General features: G+C 69.3%; 19 protein-coding genes. 10 read left to right on the top strand and 9 right to left on the bottom strand.

Features of this window, described 5'->3' with window-relative positions; genetic code table 11:
* Positions 1–14: 14 nt before the first annotated feature.
* From ESO89_RS03240 to ESO89_RS03220, 5 genes are all read left to right on the top strand, one after another.
* Positions 15–1,067 (top strand): NAD(P)-dependent glycerol-1-phosphate dehydrogenase, encoded by a 1,053-nt coding sequence (locus ESO89_RS03240; protein WP_128904246.1) that lies wholly within the window; start codon positions 15–17, stop codon positions 1,065–1,067.
* 72 nt (positions 1,068–1,139) lie between these two features.
* Positions 1,140–1,802 (top strand): DUF420 domain-containing protein, encoded by a 663-nt coding sequence (locus ESO89_RS03235; RefSeq protein ID WP_128904245.1) that lies wholly within the window; start codon positions 1,140–1,142, stop codon positions 1,800–1,802.
* Between the two features lie 102 nt (positions 1,803–1,904).
* Positions 1,905–3,221 carry a M28 family peptidase gene (locus ESO89_RS03230; protein WP_128904244.1) on the top strand — a complete coding sequence of 439 codons (1,317 nt, stop codon included), beginning with the start codon at positions 1,905–1,907 and terminating at the stop codon, positions 3,219–3,221.
* Positions 3,222–3,279: 58 nt separating this feature from the next.
* A complete protein-coding gene (locus ESO89_RS03225; protein ID WP_128904243.1) occupies positions 3,280–4,086 on the top strand; it encodes an NAD(+)/NADH kinase in 807 nt (268 codons plus the stop codon).
* A gap of 14 nt (positions 4,087–4,100) precedes the next feature.
* The gene (locus tag ESO89_RS03220; protein WP_128904242.1) at positions 4,101–4,544 is read left to right on the top strand and encodes a DUF7313 family protein; all 444 of its coding nucleotides are present in this window, start codon (positions 4,101–4,103) and stop codon (positions 4,542–4,544) included.
* Between the two features lie 681 nt (positions 4,545–5,225).
* On the opposite strand, the gene ESO89_RS03215 is transcribed toward ESO89_RS03220, so the two are convergent.
* The 7 genes from ESO89_RS03215 to ESO89_RS03185 form a co-directional block, all read right to left on the bottom strand.
* Complete coding sequence (locus tag ESO89_RS03215) at positions 5,226–5,504, bottom strand: DUF7314 family protein (RefSeq protein WP_128904241.1); 279 nt, start codon at positions 5,502–5,504, stop codon at positions 5,226–5,228.
* A gap of 4 nt (positions 5,505–5,508) precedes the next feature.
* Positions 5,509–5,958, bottom strand: a complete 450-nt coding sequence (locus ESO89_RS03210; protein ID WP_128904240.1) for a DUF7315 family membrane protein — start codon at positions 5,956–5,958, stop codon at positions 5,509–5,511.
* A 37-nt stretch (positions 5,959–5,995) separates the two neighbouring features.
* Positions 5,996–6,784 (bottom strand): cytochrome b family protein, encoded by a 789-nt coding sequence (locus ESO89_RS03205; protein WP_128904239.1) that lies wholly within the window; start codon positions 6,782–6,784, stop codon positions 5,996–5,998.
* Positions 6,785–6,788: 4 nt separating this feature from the next.
* Entirely contained in the window at positions 6,789–7,598 is an 810-nt protein-coding gene (locus tag ESO89_RS03200) for a cytochrome b (RefSeq protein WP_128904238.1), read from the bottom strand.
* 7 nt (positions 7,599–7,605) lie between these two features.
* Entirely contained in the window at positions 7,606–7,995 is a 390-nt protein-coding gene (locus ESO89_RS03195; RefSeq protein WP_128904237.1) for a DUF7318 family protein, read from the bottom strand.
* Complete coding sequence (locus tag ESO89_RS03190; protein ID WP_128904236.1) at positions 7,992–8,639, bottom strand: halocyanin domain-containing protein; 648 nt, start codon at positions 8,637–8,639, stop codon at positions 7,992–7,994. The genes ESO89_RS03195 and ESO89_RS03190 overlap by 4 nt, the downstream gene beginning before the upstream one ends.
* Before the next feature lie 95 nt (positions 8,640–8,734).
* Positions 8,735–9,598 carry a DUF7319 domain-containing protein gene (locus ESO89_RS03185; RefSeq protein WP_128904235.1) on the bottom strand — a complete coding sequence of 288 codons (864 nt, stop codon included), beginning with the start codon at positions 9,596–9,598 and terminating at the stop codon, positions 8,735–8,737.
* Between the two features lie 155 nt (positions 9,599–9,753).
* On the opposite strand from ESO89_RS03185, the gene ESO89_RS03180 reads away from it, so the two are divergent.
* Positions 9,754–10,236 (top strand): DUF7321 family protein, encoded by a 483-nt coding sequence (locus ESO89_RS03180; RefSeq protein WP_128904234.1) that lies wholly within the window; start codon positions 9,754–9,756, stop codon positions 10,234–10,236.
* A 105-nt stretch (positions 10,237–10,341) separates the two neighbouring features.
* On the top strand, positions 10,342–10,962 hold the full coding sequence (locus ESO89_RS03175) for an HAD family hydrolase (protein WP_128904233.1): 621 nt from the start codon (positions 10,342–10,344) through the stop codon (positions 10,960–10,962).
* Between the two features lie 79 nt (positions 10,963–11,041).
* Here ESO89_RS03175 and ESO89_RS03170 read toward each other — a convergent pair whose 3' ends face one another.
* Together ESO89_RS03170 and ESO89_RS03165 are read right to left on the bottom strand one after the other, a co-directional pair.
* Positions 11,042–11,911, bottom strand: a complete 870-nt coding sequence (locus ESO89_RS03170) for an MBL fold metallo-hydrolase (RefSeq protein ID WP_128904232.1) — start codon at positions 11,909–11,911, stop codon at positions 11,042–11,044.
* Positions 11,912–11,915: 4 nt separating this feature from the next.
* On the bottom strand, positions 11,916–13,793 hold the full coding sequence (locus tag ESO89_RS03165) for a radical SAM protein (protein ID WP_128904231.1): 1,878 nt from the start codon (positions 13,791–13,793) through the stop codon (positions 11,916–11,918).
* A gap of 107 nt (positions 13,794–13,900) precedes the next feature.
* On the opposite strand from ESO89_RS03165, the gene ESO89_RS03160 reads away from it, so the two are divergent.
* The 3 genes from ESO89_RS03160 to ESO89_RS03155 form a co-directional block, all read left to right on the top strand.
* Positions 13,901–14,296, top strand: coding sequence for a hypothetical protein (locus tag ESO89_RS03160; protein ID WP_128904230.1), 396 nt, complete (start codon positions 13,901–13,903; stop codon positions 14,294–14,296).
* A 99-nt stretch (positions 14,297–14,395) separates the two neighbouring features.
* Positions 14,396–14,551 carry a DUF7559 family protein gene (locus tag ESO89_RS18405; RefSeq protein ID WP_164932736.1) on the top strand — a complete coding sequence of 52 codons (156 nt, stop codon included), beginning with the start codon at positions 14,396–14,398 and terminating at the stop codon, positions 14,549–14,551.
* 3 nt (positions 14,552–14,554) lie between these two features.
* On the top strand, positions 14,555–15,066 hold a 512-nt coding region (locus ESO89_RS03155; RefSeq protein ID WP_241686093.1), incomplete at its 3' end, for an Hsp20/alpha crystallin family protein.

The raw sequence follows: 15,066 nt of genomic DNA, 5'->3' as shown, positions 1-15,066 counted from the left end.
CGCGACCGCCCGGTATGTTCGAGAAGACCACGTGGATCAAGCTCCCGCGAAACGTGCTCGTGGGTCACGGCGTCCTCGACGACCTCGGGGCGGCGGTCGGCGAGCTGTACCTCACGGGGCGGCCGCTGATCGTGACGAGCCCGACGCCCAACGAGATCGCCGGCGACCGGGTGCGCGCGCAGTTCGACGACCCCGCGACCGCAGTCGTCGAGGAGGCCTCCTTCGAGGCGGTCGAGGAGCTCACCGAGACCGCGGAGGCGGTCGACCCCGGCTACCTGATCGCCCTCGGCGGCGGGAAGCCGATCGACATCGCGAAGATGGCGGCCGACCACCTCGGCGTCGGCTTCGTCTCCGTCCCCACGGTCGCCTCCCACGACGGGATCGTCTCGGGACGCTCCTCGATCCCCGAGGGCGACACGCGCCACTCGGTCGCGGCCGACCCGCCGCTGGCGGTCGTCGCGGACACGACGCTGATCGCGGAGGCCCCGTGGCGGCTCACCACCGCGGGCTGTGCGGACATCATCTCGAACTACACCGCGGTGAAGGACTGGCGGCTCGCCCGGCGGCTCCGCAACGTCGAGTACAGCGAGTACGCGGGCGCGCTCTCGGAGATGACCGCGGAGCTGCTCGTCGAGAACGCCGACATGATCCGGCCCGGGTTAGAGGAGTCGGCGTGGGTCGTCGTGAAGGCGCTCGTCTCCTCCGGCGTCGCGATGTCGATCGCGGGCTCCTCGCGGCCCGCCTCCGGCGCGGAACACCTCATCTCCCATCAGCTCGACCGGACCGCGCCGGGGAGGGCGCTCCACGGCCACCAGGTCGGCGTCGCCTCGATCATGACGGAGTACCTCCACAGCGGCGAGAACGGCGAGTGGACCGCGATCCGGGACGCGCTCGCCGAGCTGGACGCCCCGACGACCGCCGCCGAACTCGGGATCGACGACGCGGAGCTGATCGCCGCCCTCACCAGCGCCCACGAGATCCGCGACCGGTACACGATCCTGCAGGGCGGGATCAACGAGGCGGCCGCGATCGAGGTCGCGACCGCAACTGGCGTCATCGACGGGTGAGCTGCCCCCCTGACAGCCGGCGACGCGTTCCGCGCTCGAAAGCGAATTAACGGTCCCGCGACAACGGCGCGTATGTCCACCGCCAGCGTTCGCGATCGGGTCAAAGAGCGGGCCGGCGCGGTCACCGTGCTACTCACCGTCGTCGGCTACGGCGCGGTCGGGGGCGTGTTCCTCGTCCCGCAGTTTCAGGCGCTGTTCCCCGAGCTGACGCGGGGGACCGTCGACCTTCTCGCGCACGCCATCGCCGCCGTCAACACCGTCACGATCATCACGCTCTCGCTCGGCTGGTACTGGATTCGCAACGGCGAGGTGAAGAGACACGCCGCGGCGATGACGACCTCGTTCGCCCTCATCCTCGTGTTCCTCGGGCTCTACCTCCCGAAGGTCGCCGGCGGCGGGACGCGGGAGTTCGTCTTGGAGTCGGCGTACGCGTGGGTCCCACTGTGGAATTGGATCTACTACGCGTACCTCCTCATGCTCGCGATCCACATCGTCCTCTCCGTCGTCGCCGTGCCCGTCGTCCTCTACGCCGTCGTCCTCGGGCTCACCCACTCGGAGGCGGAGCTCCGGAACGAGACCCCGCACCGCCGGGTCGGTCGGATCGCCGCGAGCGCGTGGCTCCTTTCGCTCGTGCTCGGGGTCGTCACCTACCTCATGTTGAACCACGCGTACGACTCGACGTTCGCGGCCGCCGAGGCCGCGACGGCGCTTCTCCCGGCGATTCCCGCCGCGTAACGTCCCGCGTCGGGTCGCCTCCGAGCGCCGCGACACCCCACCGAATCCGGCCCCGTCCGCCGCCACCGAAATGTTTGACTCGCATCCCGGACACTCACACGCATGACCGACTGGATCGGCGACACCTTCACGAGCGACGCCGGCTGGGACCACCTCGTATCACTCGTCGACGTCGACGACCGCATGGCCGGCTCGGACGGCGAGCGCGCCGGACTGGAACTGACCCGCGACGCGCTGGCCGACGCCGGCGCCCGGGACGCGCGGATCGAGGAGTTCGAGATTCAGGGTTGGGAGCGGGGCGACAGCGAGATCCGACGCGGCGACGAGGTCGTCGCGAGCGGCCGAAACGCCTGCATCGCGCTCCCGCGGAGCCCGAGCGGCGAGGCGACCGGCGAGTTCGTCGATCTCGAGTACGGCGTCCCCGAGGACTTCGACGAGGACCTAACCGGGACGGTCGTGATGGTCTCGTCGGACACCCCCGACTCAGTCGACCGGTTCGTCCACCGCCGCGAGAAGTACTACCACGCCGTCGAGGCCGGCGCCGCGGCGTTCGTCTTCGCGAACCACGTCGAGGGGACCCTCCCCCCGACCGGGAGCGTCGGCACCGCGGACGCGCCGATCGGCGAGATCCCGGCGGTCGGCGTCTCGAAGGAGACCGGCGCGCGCCTCGCGCGCCGTCGCGAGGGCGAAGAGCTCACCGTCGCCGTCGACTGCGAGACGCCCGACGCGACGAGCGGGAATGCGGTCGCCGAGCTGGGCCCCGACACCGACGAGTACCTCGTCGTCTCCTGTCACGTCGACGCGCACGACCTCGCGGAGGGGGCGATGGACAACGGCGCGGGCACCGCGACGCTCGTCGAGGTCGCCACCGCCCTCGCGGCTCGGGAGGACGAACTCGACACGAGAGTGCGGCTCGTCGGCTTCGGCGCCGAGGAGGTGGGGCTCGTCGGCTCCTCACGGTTCGCCGCGGGCGTCGATCCCGACCGCGTCAAGGCCGTCGTCAACGTCGACAGCAACGTGTTCGGCCGCACGCTGCGGCTCGACCACCACGGGTTCGACGCGCTGGCGGCGGCCGGCGAGCGCGTGCGCGACCGGTTCGATCACCCGATCGCGCTCGGCGAGAAGCTGGTCCCGCACAGCGACCACTGGCCGTTCGTCGAGCGGGGAATCCCGGGATACATGGTCTCCGGAGAGACTGAGGGGCGCGGCCGCGGCTGGGGGCACACCGGCGCGGACACGCTCGACAAGCTGGAGCCGCGGAACCTCCGGGAGCAGGCGATCCTCCTGACGGCGCTCGTCGTCGACCTCGCCGGCGACGACGTCTCGACCGCGCGGCGGCCGACCGACGATATCGCGGCCGCGCTCGAACGGGAGGGGAAGGCGACGGGGATGAAGATCACCGGCGACTGGCCGTTCTAGCCCCCCCCGTTCGACGCGAACCGGGAGGTTTTCACACGCGCCGGCCGGACCACCGGGCATGGAAGCGTCGGAACGCCGCGTCGCCGTCGTCGGCGGCAGTGAGCGCGCGTCGGATCTCCGGGACGCGGTCCGAGACGCCGGGGGGCGGCTCGCGGACCTCGCGAGAGCGAGCACCGAGACGGAGGCGACCACGGGGGCGGAGGCGATCGGTGACGGCGACGCGGCCCTCCTCGTGGCGGTCGGCGACGAGGCGATCCGGAACGCGGTCGTCGCGGCGCCGGACGGGACGGTGATCCCGGTCGCCGATCGACGGCTGGCGTTCGACCGCGACGGCGCCGTCGACGCCCTCCGTCGGCTGCTCGACGGGGAGGAGACCGGAGAGCCCGTCAGGCACGTCACGCACCCGGTGCTCGCCGTCGACGACGGAGGGGTCACGTCGACCAGAGCCGCGTTCGACGTGGCCCTCGTCACCGACGAACCGGCGCGGATCTCGGAGTTCGCGGTCGGGTTCCCCCGCGGTCGGGACGAGTCGGTCCGCGCCGACGGCGTCGTCGCCGCGACGCCGCTGGGGAGCGACGGGTACGCGAACGCCGCCGGCGGCCCCCTCGTGGAGCCCGGCGGCGGGCTCCCCGTCGCGCCGATCGCCCCGTTCAGCACTCGGACGGACGCGTGGGTCACAGCGGATCGGGTCCGACTCACCGTCGAACGGGAGGGCGAGCCGATCGCGCTCGTGGTCGACGGGGAGCGACGCGGGGCCGTCGAGCCGCACCGGCCGATCGAGATCGAGGCGGTCGATCGGGTGGCGTTCGCGGCGCCGAGGGGGCGTCGCGAGCGCGCCGATCGGAAACACTCTAATAACTCGTGACCGGAAGTGTCGGTATGGACCCACTGCAGTTCCTCGTTCCGCTCGGCTGGCTGTCCGAAGTCGGACCGATGCTGCCGTACGCGATACTGGTGATGGCGGTCGCGAACCTCGCGACCCGGCACATCGCGCACCGGCACCACGTCGAACGGGGGAGCGACGGCGACAGCGTCGAGCCGTACACGCCCCACGCGTTCACGAACATCGGACTGATGCTCCTGACGTTCCTGTTCGTCCTCGACTCGCCCGTCAGCGGGACGATCCTCGCGGTGATCGTGATCACGATGCTGATCGCCGACCTGTTCGAACTGGAGGCGCGCAACGTCGAGGCCCGCAATGACATGCCGATCGAGGCCCCGAAGAGCTCGATCGCCGCCTCGCTGATCGTGTTGGTGTTCGCCGGCTACTACTCGCTGTTCTTCCTCGTCTCGGGGATCTGGAACCAGTTCGTCGTCGCCTAGGCGAGCGCGACCCGACGAACCGTTCTGTCCCCGATCGCCTCGATCGGGAACGCAGGAGTTCCGTGGATATTCTCAACAGAGGACAGATTCTGACTTGCTGTGGTGAGCGTGTCATAGAATCGTCCCCGCAAAATTATTTTCACCCTGTCCCTCGGCGGATAAACTGATAGATAGCCGTACGCTCTGTATCTATCACTTTGATCACTTCGAATGGTACGAGAAGAGTTCTCTGACATGTTCGTGGTGAGTACGGGAGCGGCCGTGATCGATATCGGGAGTGAGTGAATCTGCTCGACAGCAGCGACGACATTTGAACAACCGTGAGCGGCGGCGACAATTATACAAATAAACGCTGTGCGGTGGCGCGCGCCTCCGAGCGCCCGCAGGGCGCGAGGAGCGCGTGCGAGGGAGTCAGTCGTCCCGGAGCGAAGCGGAGGGCGACTGACGAGGCTGGGGAGGCGTGAGGTGCGGTTGCGGTGCTGGGCGGGTGGGGCTTTGGAGGTGTTCGCCGCAGAATCGTCGATCACGGATAAACGGCCGCCAGCAACACCACTCATTCGCTTGTGACTCAGAACCGAACCCATCGTGCGGTCGACAGCGAGCCGAGCGATCAAAACGCGGAGCCGACACGACGACAGAAACGAGGCAGAGGGTGAAAGATCGAAGCCGGAGCGGTCGCGGTCAGTTCGCAGCCTCGCCTTCGTTACCGAGCACGTCGCGGAGCTGGCGGCTTGCCGGGATGAACACCCAGAACGTGAGCGCCCCGAGGATCATCAGCCAGAACGACGCGTCGCCGACGACCAACCCGATCTCGCCGTACGCCGTGTTGACCCCTTCGGCCGGGTTGACGAGCTGGACGATGTCGTAGTACGAGGGCGTCCGGTACCACCCGCCGAAGGTGAGCCAACCGAGACCGCCGAGCGTGAAGAGGGTGAACCCCTTGATGAACTCGTCTGCCATTATCTCAGGTTTCGCTGGAATCGCCTTGAGGCTTTCCCATCCCTTGCCCGCGGAACCGCGTGCCGAGAACGTACACCGCCGTTCCGGCGACGAGGAACCCGATTCCGGTGATCGCGAGGACCGCCACCAGCAGGTCGTCGGACGGGGAGAGCCCGGCGCTGTTGAGCAGGTAGACGATCGTCGTCCGGACGAAGCTGATCTGCAGCGTCGCCGCGTCGATCAGCGTGAAGCCGATCAGGTACGCGATCACGGCGGCGAGCGTGGAGAAGACGGTGACGGCCTTGTACAGCCGGAACGGGACGACGATCTCCCGACCCTCGGGACCGACGCGCGGCCCGGTCGGTTCGTTTCGCGGGTCCTCGTCGGCGTCCGTCGCGACGGGATCGCCCGTCTCGTCGTACGACTGGGTGTCGTCGGCGTCGGCGTCGGCGTCGGTGTCTGGTGGTGGTGACATCGTGACGGAGACCGCAAAATCGGGGCAGTTCGGCCCGTTACTTCGGGGGCCGCAGCATGTAGTACCGGCGGTTCAGGTCGTACATGTACCCTTCGCGCATCGTCTTCAACACCGCGTAGGTGATGATGCCGCCGAGTACGGGCAACACGAACGTGAGGGAGAGGAGCAGGTCGAGCGAGATCGGGAAGAAGTTCTGGATCGCGAGCGCCGCGAGCGTGAACGCCAGGATAACGCCCGTCACGCCGACGGCGGCCCAGAACGGCTGCTCGACGGGACGGCGTGCGCTCCCCTTGTTGAGGAACGGCACGAGCCCGATGACGCCGAAGATGATCCCGTGGGCGACGATGCCGAGCAGCTCGTTCGACATCACGATGTTACCGCCGAGCACGGCCAGCTCGGGGTTGAGCGGGTTGAGCTTCAGCAGGCCGAACGACCAGTAGAGGTACCAGTCGGGGAGGATGATCGCCGGCGTCGAACCGGCGTTGGCGGGCTCGCCGAAGTGCGCCGGCATCAGCGCCGCGACGAGGATCATTACCCCGACGAAGAAGCTCGTGATCGCGAGGTTCCGGAGCGTCTCGTGGGGCCACGTCGGGAAGCCGAGCACGTCGCGCTCGACGTACGTCGACTCGGCGCGGAGGTCCTCGTCCTCGCGGCGGGAGCGCTCGAAGTACTGGTAGGTGAGCTGGGCGAGCCCCTGCGAGCGCTCCTTGCGCTCCGACCAGGTGGGCGTCTCGTCGTCCGGCGGCACGGTGGCCGGCGGACCGCCGTCCGTGCGCGCTTCCGCGTCGGTGCCTCCGTCCGTCATGGGAGTGTCGTCGTCGGTCATTGGTTTAGTGCGGCTCCGCGATGCCCTGCACCCAGACGATGCCGACGTGGAGGGCGATGAGCCCCGTCACCACGAACGGCAACACGAAGACGTGCAGGATGTACATTCTCACGAGCGTCGCCTGTCCGAGCGTGAAGCCGCCGAACAGGAGCTGTGCCGCCCACTCGCCCACGAGGGGCGTCGCGAGCGCCATCTCGACGCCGATCTGTGCGGCCCAGTACGAGAGCTGCTTCCACGGGAGCACGTACCCGGAGAAGCCGAACAGCAGCGTCAGACCGATGAGAACGATCCCGAGTACCCAGTTGACCTCGCGGGGCTCCTTGTAGGAGCCGGTGAAGTACACGCGAAGCATGTGGAGGAACACCGCCGCCACCATGAACTGGGCGGCCCAGCGGTGGATCGAGCGGAGCATGTACCCGAACTGCACGTCCTTCATGATCATCACGAGCGAGTCGTACGCGGCCGTGGGGTCGCCTTGCGCGGCGGCGCCGGCGGTCGACGGGGCGTAGTAGAACCCGAGCAGCGCGCCGGAGACCGCGGCGAGCAGGTACGCGATGATCGACAGGGAGCCGAGCGAGTACAGGGGGTACCAGTACCAGAACTTGTTGTCGAGGTCGTACTGTTCGGTGTGGCTCTTCGGCATCTGGAGGTTCGCGCGGTAGTACATCGTCTCCAGCAGTTCGAGGTAGTCGACGATGCGGAGCCGCTTGTCGAGCCAGATGAGCGTGGTGAGGAACGCGGTCTCGATGACCGTCAGATCCTGCTTTTTGAGCCACGCGGTGTGGTCCATCTCGTCTTGTTTTTTGAGGCTCATTGTCAGGTTACTTCTTGTAGTACGGGTAGACGGCCCGCTTGAGCGTCTCGGACAGGTCTCCGGTGTCGACTCCGACGCCGTCTTTCTCCTCCTCGCGGACGTAGAGGTCCTCCCACTTGCGGCGGCGCTTCTTTACGATCATCACGTCCGGCAAGAACTCCTTGCGGTACAGGAGGAGGATGAAGGCGAGGTCGATGAAGATCATCGCCAGCAAGGCGCCGGCGAACATGTTCCCGAACTCCGTCGAGGCCCAGGCGGACATGAGGCCGAAGACGAACAGGGAGACGAACACGACCTCGACGACGGTGAGAAGCACGATCGCGATCGCGGCTGCGGTGCTCTCGCGGGCCGGCTCGTACCGGTGGATGTCGCCGTACGAGGAGCCGCCGGAGCTCATTGGGCCCCCCCGTGGCCGGTGTGGGTGGACTCACCGTACTTCAGCAGGTAGAAGGTGAACACGAAGGTCAGCGCGATGCCGAGAATCGCCGCGATGCCGACCCAGTGGGCGTGCAGCGGGACGCCGACGTGGGCGATGTTCTCCGGCCACCCGGTGTTTCCGCCGCCGGTCGACTCGGTCTCGATGTCCTCACCGACGGCGAGGCCGCCGTGCATGTCGACAGCAGCGTGGGGGACGCACTGGTAGTGGGTGATGCCGACATCCTCCTCGGTCACCTCGTACTCGTAGGTGTATCCCTCCTCGCCGACCGGGTCGCCGCTGTCGAGGCTGGCCGGCCCGCCGCCCTCAACGGTTTGGACGTTGTGGTCGCCGCCGTTCCCAGTCCACTCGAACGTGATCGTCGTGCCGGTATCGACCCACAGCATGGTCGGATCGAACGCGAGCCCGCTGTCGCCCGCGCCGACATGAATGGTCACCTCGCTCTCGCCGCGGGCGTCTTGGTACGTCCCGAGGTTCCCGCTCGTGACCCCGCTCGGCCAGACCGGTTGTTGCTCCTGTGCGGCGGCCGTCCCGGTCCCCCCGGCACCGGCCGCGGCCACGGCGGTCGCACCGCCGGCCGTGCGCACGAATTCCCGCCTTTTCATACAGGTTCACTCGGGACGGGGTGCGCTTAAACCCACCGACTGAACCCGTCGACTCGGAGGCCTTTACAAGGCCTGTGTCCCGCGATATCGGCGGTTCACTCGTCTTGCTCCTCCTCGTTCACGACCCCGCCTTCGACCGGGACGAAGTCGGGGCGCTCCTTGGCCTGTCGGAGGGCCCGCAGCCGCTCGCGGTACTCCTCCGAACGGAACCGATCGGAGAGCCGCGCGTTCGCGACCATGACGAAAAGCAACAGTCCGATGAGCAGGAACACGATCCCCATCACCGGCGCGACGATCGTGTTCAGGTCGGCGACAAGCGAGGCGACGAGCAGCGCCGCCCCGGCGAGCACCTGCACGACCGCGATCACTTGGATCATCAGGTTGCCGAACTCGCCGGAGCCCTCCGGAACGGTGTCGGGATGCGGGAGCGACCAGTCGTCCGGGGGTTCGGGCACGTCGTACGACTCCATCGCCGCCAGCGCGACGATCGGCTCGACATCGCGGAGCACGGTCCCTTGACCGGTCACCTCGCCCGTCGGCCGGACGATCACGTACCCCTCGTCGGAGTACACGAGGAGTCGATCGTCGCCGTCCTCGTGGACGTGCTCCAACACGCCGAACACCTCCCGGCGTGCGATCCGGGATTTCAGCTCCGCCTCGGCGCGGTCAAGCAGCCGGTCGCCGGTGATCCACGAGTCCGGATCGAACGCGGCGTCCCACTCCTCGGCGCTCATCCGGGCCATATCGGCGGGGCCGAAGTCGTCGAAGTCGTACTCCTCGTCGACCCGCTCGCGGAGCGCGGCGAGGTCGTCCGCGGCGTCGGGAGCATCGGACGCGGCGTCGGATGCGTCTCCGTTCCCGTGGGACGCGCCGCCTTCGGGAGACCCGTCGCCGTCGGGCTCGTCCGGTGCCCGGTCCGACTGCGACGCCGGCTCCGGTCCCGTCGAGGTGTCCTCCATCGCCCGGTGGTACGCGCTCCGGACGCTAACTGTTTTCGTCTACGGGCGGGGCGATCCGTGGCGGGGCGATCCGTGGCGGCGCGGTCCCTGAGGATGCCATGACCGCGGAGCCGCGGATCGCGAGGCTTTACGCGCCGGAGACGCAACCGCGGACAATGGTCGACGAGTCGGTTATCGCGGCGGCGGCCGGGCTGTCGGTGACGGCGAGCCTCCCGTTCCTGCTGTACGGGGCGTGGATCATGATCGACACCGAGACCGTGACGTGGACCGTCCTCATGCGCCACCTGCGGTACATCGCTGCCGGGCTGGTGCTCACGACCGTTCCGATCGTCGGGTGGATGATCCCGCGGCTCTTCATGCACCTGTCCGGGCTCGCCGTGATCCACGCGTTCCTCGGGGTGCAGGCGTACGCGCTGTTGGCGTTCGCGCTCACCGGCATCGCCCGAATTCTGCAGGCGAAGCGCAACGCCGACGCCTACGAGGACCCGGACGTCGACATCGACGAGATCCACGAGGACATGGGCCACTGGCGCGCCCGGCTCCGAGCCGGCGTGGCCGGGTTCATGCTCCTCTGGCTCTGCGCGTGGGTGACCGGGCTCTACCGGTTCTACGCGCTCCACGTCGCGCCGATGTTCTGACGAGCGCGCCCCGACGGGGGTCCGAGCGTCCGGACGATCCCGGAACCCGGTATCGACCGCGCCGACCGACAGGTTCAATCCCGCTTTCGCCGTAGTTCCGATACTGTGGCAGTCACTTTCGATCTGTTCGGGACCCTCGTCGACGTCGAGTACCCGTCCGACCCCGCGGAGATCGTCGCGCGCGAGCTGGAGTCGCGCGGCGTCGCGGTGCCGGACGACTGGCACGTCGCGTACGGCGAGCGACACGTGGACGCCCCGGCGGGCGCCGAGGTCCCCCTCCCCGCGCACGTCGCGCACGCGCTCGACTCCCGCGGCGTCGAGGCCGCGGACAACGTCGTCCGGCACGCGGTCGTCGCGGCGTTCGACCCGGACGTGACCCGGCGCGACGGCGCCAGAGAGGCCGTCCGCGACGTGAGCGACCGCGGCCCCGTCGGCCTCCTCTCGAACTGCGCGGTGCCCGAGTTAGTCCCCAAGACGCTGATCCGCGCCGGCCTCCGCGGCGAGTTCGACGCGGTCACGACCAGCATCGGCTGCGGCTGGCGGAAGCCCCACCCGAAGGCGTTCGAGGCGGCGGCCGAGGCCCTCGGCGTCGCGCCCGCATCGCTGGTTCACGTCGGCGACGACCCCGAGACCGACGGCGGCGTCAAGGATGTCGGCAGCCGGTTCGTGGACGTGACCGAGACGCCGCTCGACGAGCTGGCGGCCAATCTCGAAGCCGAACCCTGACGCCGGCGAACCCTGACGCCGACGAACCCTGACGCCGACGAACCCTGACGCCGACGAACCCTGACGCCGACGGAAGCGCTTACTCGTCGGGCGCCTCGCCGTCGATCCGATCCGCCCACTCCCGACCGATCCGTCCCTCCGCGAGCAGCTTTTCGAGGTCCGCGACGACCGTCGCCCGCGCGAGGTCCGCGACGCCGGTCAGGTCCTTCTCGTAGGCGGCGTCGACCACGGCGTCAACGTCGTCAGCGCCGGCCTCGACCGCACCGAGGACCGCGCGCTCGCGGTCCAAGCGGTGATCGATCAGGCGCCCGCAGACGGGGACCGGGTCGTCGACGGCGGGTCCGTGTCCCGGGTACAGCCGCGCGTAGTCGGCGTCTCGGACCCGTTCGAGGCTGTCCAAGTAGTCTCGAAGGTCGCCCTCGGGGGCGCCGACGACGACGCTCCCCTCGGCGACCGCGAGGTCGCCACAGAGGAGTTCGCGGACCGTGCCCTCCCCGGCACCTCTACCGCACTCACTCTCCGACTCGACCGCGAACGCGACGTGATCCGGGGCGTGCCCGGGCCTCTCGATCGCGCGGACGGGAGCGTCGCCGACGCGGTCGCCGTCGCGGAACGTCCCGTCCGGCTCGACGCCGGTCTCCCCCGCGAACCGGTCGACGTGGTCCGCGTGCGCGAACACGGGCGCGCCGGTCAGGTCGGCGTACGCGGCGACCGCGCCGACGTGATCGGGGTGCGTGTGCGTGACCGCGATCGCGTCGACTGCGACGTTCTCCGTTCCGTTTCCGCCCGCTCCGTCGATGCCGATCGCCGCGTCGAGCGCGTCGGTGCGGGCCGCGGGGTCGACGAGGAGTCCGGCCGCGAGGTAGGCGTTCGTCGTCCCGCCGGGCGCGCGGGTGTCGACCGCGACCTCGACGCGAGTGACCGGCGACTCCGGGTCCGGCGCCGCCATCGACTCAGTCCCCGCGGCCCACCGAGGAGCCGTCGCGCCGATCGAGCAGGGAGCGCGCGGCGGGACCGGGACCAGATCCGGCGCGCTCGCGGCCCGGAATCGGCACGTTCGTGTCGTCGGCGACGGCGAACCGCGAGAGATCGGCGACGCCGGCGTCGACCTCGTCGACCGAGCCGTAGGGGCGGCCGACGACGATGTCGCCCGCCTTGCTCCGGTTGATGCCGGGGATCGCGGTCAGCTCGTCCATCGACGCCGCGTTCACGTCGAGGGGGTACGGGACGCCAGTGACGGAGCGGTAGCCGTGGTCCGTGATCGCTACGTCGATGGCGGTGCCGAGTTCCCGTTCGCCGGGGACGGCGACGAGGAGCGCGTACGTGCCGAGCTGGCGCCCGAACGTCTTGCCGTCCTGATGGTACTCCAAGTGAACGTCGGGGAGGACGGTCCCAGGCGGGACGACCCGGTCGAGCATCGGGTTGTCGACGGTCTCGCGGACTTCCTTCTTGTACGCTTGGAACTGCTCTTTGTGCTCCTGTGCGATGTCGGCGCCCGTCTCGGCCATCTCCGTGCCGGCGAACGCCATCACCTGCCGGATGTTGATCCGGCGGAGCATGAGCCCCTCGTCGTAGACGGTCTGGAGGAACGCCTTGTTGTGCTCGTACGTCTCCGGCCGCTCGCCCGCGAGCCCGTGGACGAGGTTGATTCCGGGGAGGAGCTTCGGCAGCCGCGGCGAGGCGTCCGGCCCGGTCGAGGGACCGGTCACCCGGTCGTCGGCGCCGGGCGTCGACTCCGGCGTGTCGCCCGGCCGCCAGCCGCCCTCCTCGTTGACGACGCGGACGGCCTCCAGACACTCCTCGGCGGTGACGAGCAGGTTGTTCTCCTCCTGGACCACCGGGTCCGCGGACTCCAGCCCGAACGCCGCGGTGTCGCCGGGCGTGTTGTGCTCGGCGATCACGCGGATCGCCTCGCGGGAGGCCTCGGGGTAATCGGTGATCGTCACCGGGTTCATGTTGTCGAGGTGGAGCGTCTGCAGGTCGGGCGCGACCTCGCGAATCCCGCCGTACAGCTCCCGGAGGGCGTCCGGGTTCGGCGCCTCACCGTCGCCGCCGAACGCGAGGATGTCGGCCTGTCGACCGAGCCGGAAGTGTTTGACCCCGCGGTCGGAGAGCGCGTCGACCTCGCCGACGACCGACTGCGCCTCGCGGAACGCCGGGCTCCCGTACAGCGGCTCCGTGCAGAACGAACACCGGTAGGCGCACCCGCGGGAGGTCTCCATCTCGCAGATGAGGTAGTCGGGGTGGTTGGGGTGTTGCTCGACGACGAACGCCCCCTTCTCGGCCCACCGGTCGATCTCCGCGTTGTCGCGCATCCGGTTGCCGAACCCCTCTAACCCCTCGCGGACGAGGTCGTACGCGGCCGCCTCCACGTCGCCCATGGCGACGAAGTCGTAGTCGAGGTCGTCGCGCTCGGTCTCCTGCGCGCCCGCGTTCTCGTCGCCGACGCCGAACCGCACGGGACCGCCGAGCAGGGTGACGCCGTCCGCGGTCCACCCCAGCTCCCGGACCTCGTCCGGCTCCGCGGGGGTCCCGCCGACGTACTTTCCGGGAACCGTCATCCCGCCGACGTACACCATGAGGTCCGCGTCGGCCACGTCGGCGTGCTTGCCACGGTCCTCGCGGAGTTCGTCGATGGTGTGGTAGGTGATCCGCGACTCGGGGACGCCCGCGTCGACGAGCGCGCCGGCGGTGTACCGCGGGTACGTCGAGATGTACGGCGGCACGCCGAAGTGGGCCGGCTCGTCGACGTAGCCGTCGACGATGGTGACGGAGAGGTCGTTCGGGTCGGCCGGGAGCGAGCCCCGGCCCGACGCGGGCGAATCGGTCATGTTGCCCCATCGTAGTCGGCCGAGACGGGAAAAGCGTGCGGAACGTCGGGGGCGGCGCGGAACGCGGCGGGGAATCGTTTATGTCAGACGGCTCAGAAACGAGATCTATGCCCTCCGAGACGATTTCAACCCGGCTCCGCGTCGTGCGGTACATCGTACTCGCCGGATTCTGCCTCTTCGCCGCGGGACAGTTCTACGCCGCCGAGCCGCGTCCGTGGGGCATCGCGGCCGCGTGGGCGGTCGGCACGGCCCTCGTCTTCGGACCGATCGCGTGGCTGGCGCGGGACCGGATTCCGAGCGACCGCCGCGAGACGTTGACGTACGTCGCCGCGGGCGCCGGGATTCTCCTCGCGTCCGTCTGGCTCGGCGTCTCGCTCGCGTTCGCCCCGGCGCTTTTCCCGTACGGGCCGGGCTTCATGGCGGGAGTCACGCTCGGGGTCCTCGTCGCGTTGCTCGCGGAGCGGACGGTCGTTCCGGACCGCATGCGCGGAGCGGGAATCTGATCGCCGCGGCGATCACACCGCCACGGCGGCGCGCGCTCCGCACGCCTCGACCGCCGCCGCCACGCCGTTTAAGCCCTCGCCGACACAACACGTCGGTATATGCCATCGACGACGGAGGTCAAATGCGAGAGCGACGACTGCGAACTCGACATGTTCGAGAACCACTACACCTACGACGTGCCCGACGACCACGCGGTCGAGGACCTGTCGTGCCCGTACTGCGGCGGGAGCGATCTCGCCGAGATCGAGGTGTAGCCCGTGAGCGGACTCGTCGAGACCGGGCGGTCGGTCGTCCGCCGCGCCCTCGAACGCCTCGGCCGCGGGTGGAGCAAGATGCAGGAGCGGCGGCCGCTCTCGTACGACCTCCTCGAGAGCGACGACGCCTACCTCGTCGTCTTCGACGCCCCCGGCGTCCGCGGCGAGGACCTGACCGTGACGTTCCTCGACCACACGGTCGAGGTCGAGCTCGACCGGTTCCGCGACTTCTACGACGGCTACGAGATGCTGTTCCCCGGCCGCGGCGTCTCGCTCTCGGGGAGCGCCGAGCTCCCCCGCGACGCGAACGTGACGCCACAGGGCGCGAACGCGACGCTGACGCGGAACGGCACCCTTCAGGTCGAGATCCCGAAGAAGGACGACGGCCGCGACGTGGCCGTGGTGGAAGAGGAGGACGAAGCGGAATCAGACCCGACTGAAGACACGAAGCCCGACGCGGACGACGACGCGGAGTCCGATCCGACCGACGACGGGGAGCCCGACACGAAACCCGG

The sequence above is a fragment of the Halorubrum amylolyticum genome (genome assembly GCF_004114995.1).
Lineage (GTDB): Archaea > Halobacteriota > Halobacteria > Halobacteriales > Haloferacaceae > Halorubrum > Halorubrum amylolyticum.
The sequence above is the reverse complement of the archived record's forward strand: the minus strand, read 5'-3'. Positions and strand labels throughout refer to the sequence as shown.

Bases quoted from the DNA above. Each gene is read 5' to 3' on its own strand.
- ESO89_RS03240 (WP_128904246.1), top strand. From the start codon at position 15: ATGTTCGAGAAGACCACGTGGATCAAGCTCCCGCGAAACGTGCTCGTG.
- ESO89_RS03235 (WP_128904245.1), top strand. From the start codon at position 1,140: ATGTCCACCGCCAGCGTTCGCGATCGGGTCAAAGAGCGGGCCGGCGCG.
- ESO89_RS03230 (WP_128904244.1), top strand. From the start codon at position 1,905: ATGACCGACTGGATCGGCGACACCTTCACGAGCGACGCCGGCTGGGAC.
- ESO89_RS03225 (WP_128904243.1), top strand. From the start codon at position 3,280: ATGGAAGCGTCGGAACGCCGCGTCGCCGTCGTCGGCGGCAGTGAGCGC.
- ESO89_RS03220 (WP_128904242.1), top strand. From the start codon at position 4,101: ATGGACCCACTGCAGTTCCTCGTTCCGCTCGGCTGGCTGTCCGAAGTC.
- ESO89_RS03215 (WP_128904241.1), bottom strand. From the start codon at position 5,504: ATGGCAGACGAGTTCATCAAGGGGTTCACCCTCTTCACGCTCGGCGGT.
- ESO89_RS03210 (WP_128904240.1), bottom strand. From the start codon at position 5,958: ATGTCACCACCACCAGACACCGACGCCGACGCCGACGCCGACGACACC.
- ESO89_RS03205 (WP_128904239.1), bottom strand. From the start codon at position 6,784: ATGACCGACGACGACACTCCCATGACGGACGGAGGCACCGACGCGGAA.
- ESO89_RS03200 (WP_128904238.1), bottom strand. From the start codon at position 7,598: ATGAGCCTCAAAAAACAAGACGAGATGGACCACACCGCGTGGCTCAAA.
- ESO89_RS03195 (WP_128904237.1), bottom strand. From the start codon at position 7,995: ATGAGCTCCGGCGGCTCCTCGTACGGCGACATCCACCGGTACGAGCCG.
- ESO89_RS03190 (WP_128904236.1), bottom strand. From the start codon at position 8,639: ATGAAAAGGCGGGAATTCGTGCGCACGGCCGGCGGTGCGACCGCCGTG.
- ESO89_RS03185 (WP_128904235.1), bottom strand. From the start codon at position 9,598: ATGGAGGACACCTCGACGGGACCGGAGCCGGCGTCGCAGTCGGACCGG.
- ESO89_RS03180 (WP_128904234.1), top strand. From the start codon at position 9,754: ATGGTCGACGAGTCGGTTATCGCGGCGGCGGCCGGGCTGTCGGTGACG.
- ESO89_RS03170 (WP_128904232.1), bottom strand. From the start codon at position 11,911: ATGGCGGCGCCGGACCCGGAGTCGCCGGTCACTCGCGTCGAGGTCGCG.
- ESO89_RS03165 (WP_128904231.1), bottom strand. From the start codon at position 13,793: ATGACCGATTCGCCCGCGTCGGGCCGGGGCTCGCTCCCGGCCGACCCG.
- ESO89_RS03160 (WP_128904230.1), top strand. From the start codon at position 13,901: ATGCCCTCCGAGACGATTTCAACCCGGCTCCGCGTCGTGCGGTACATC.
- ESO89_RS18405 (WP_164932736.1), top strand. From the start codon at position 14,396: ATGCCATCGACGACGGAGGTCAAATGCGAGAGCGACGACTGCGAACTC.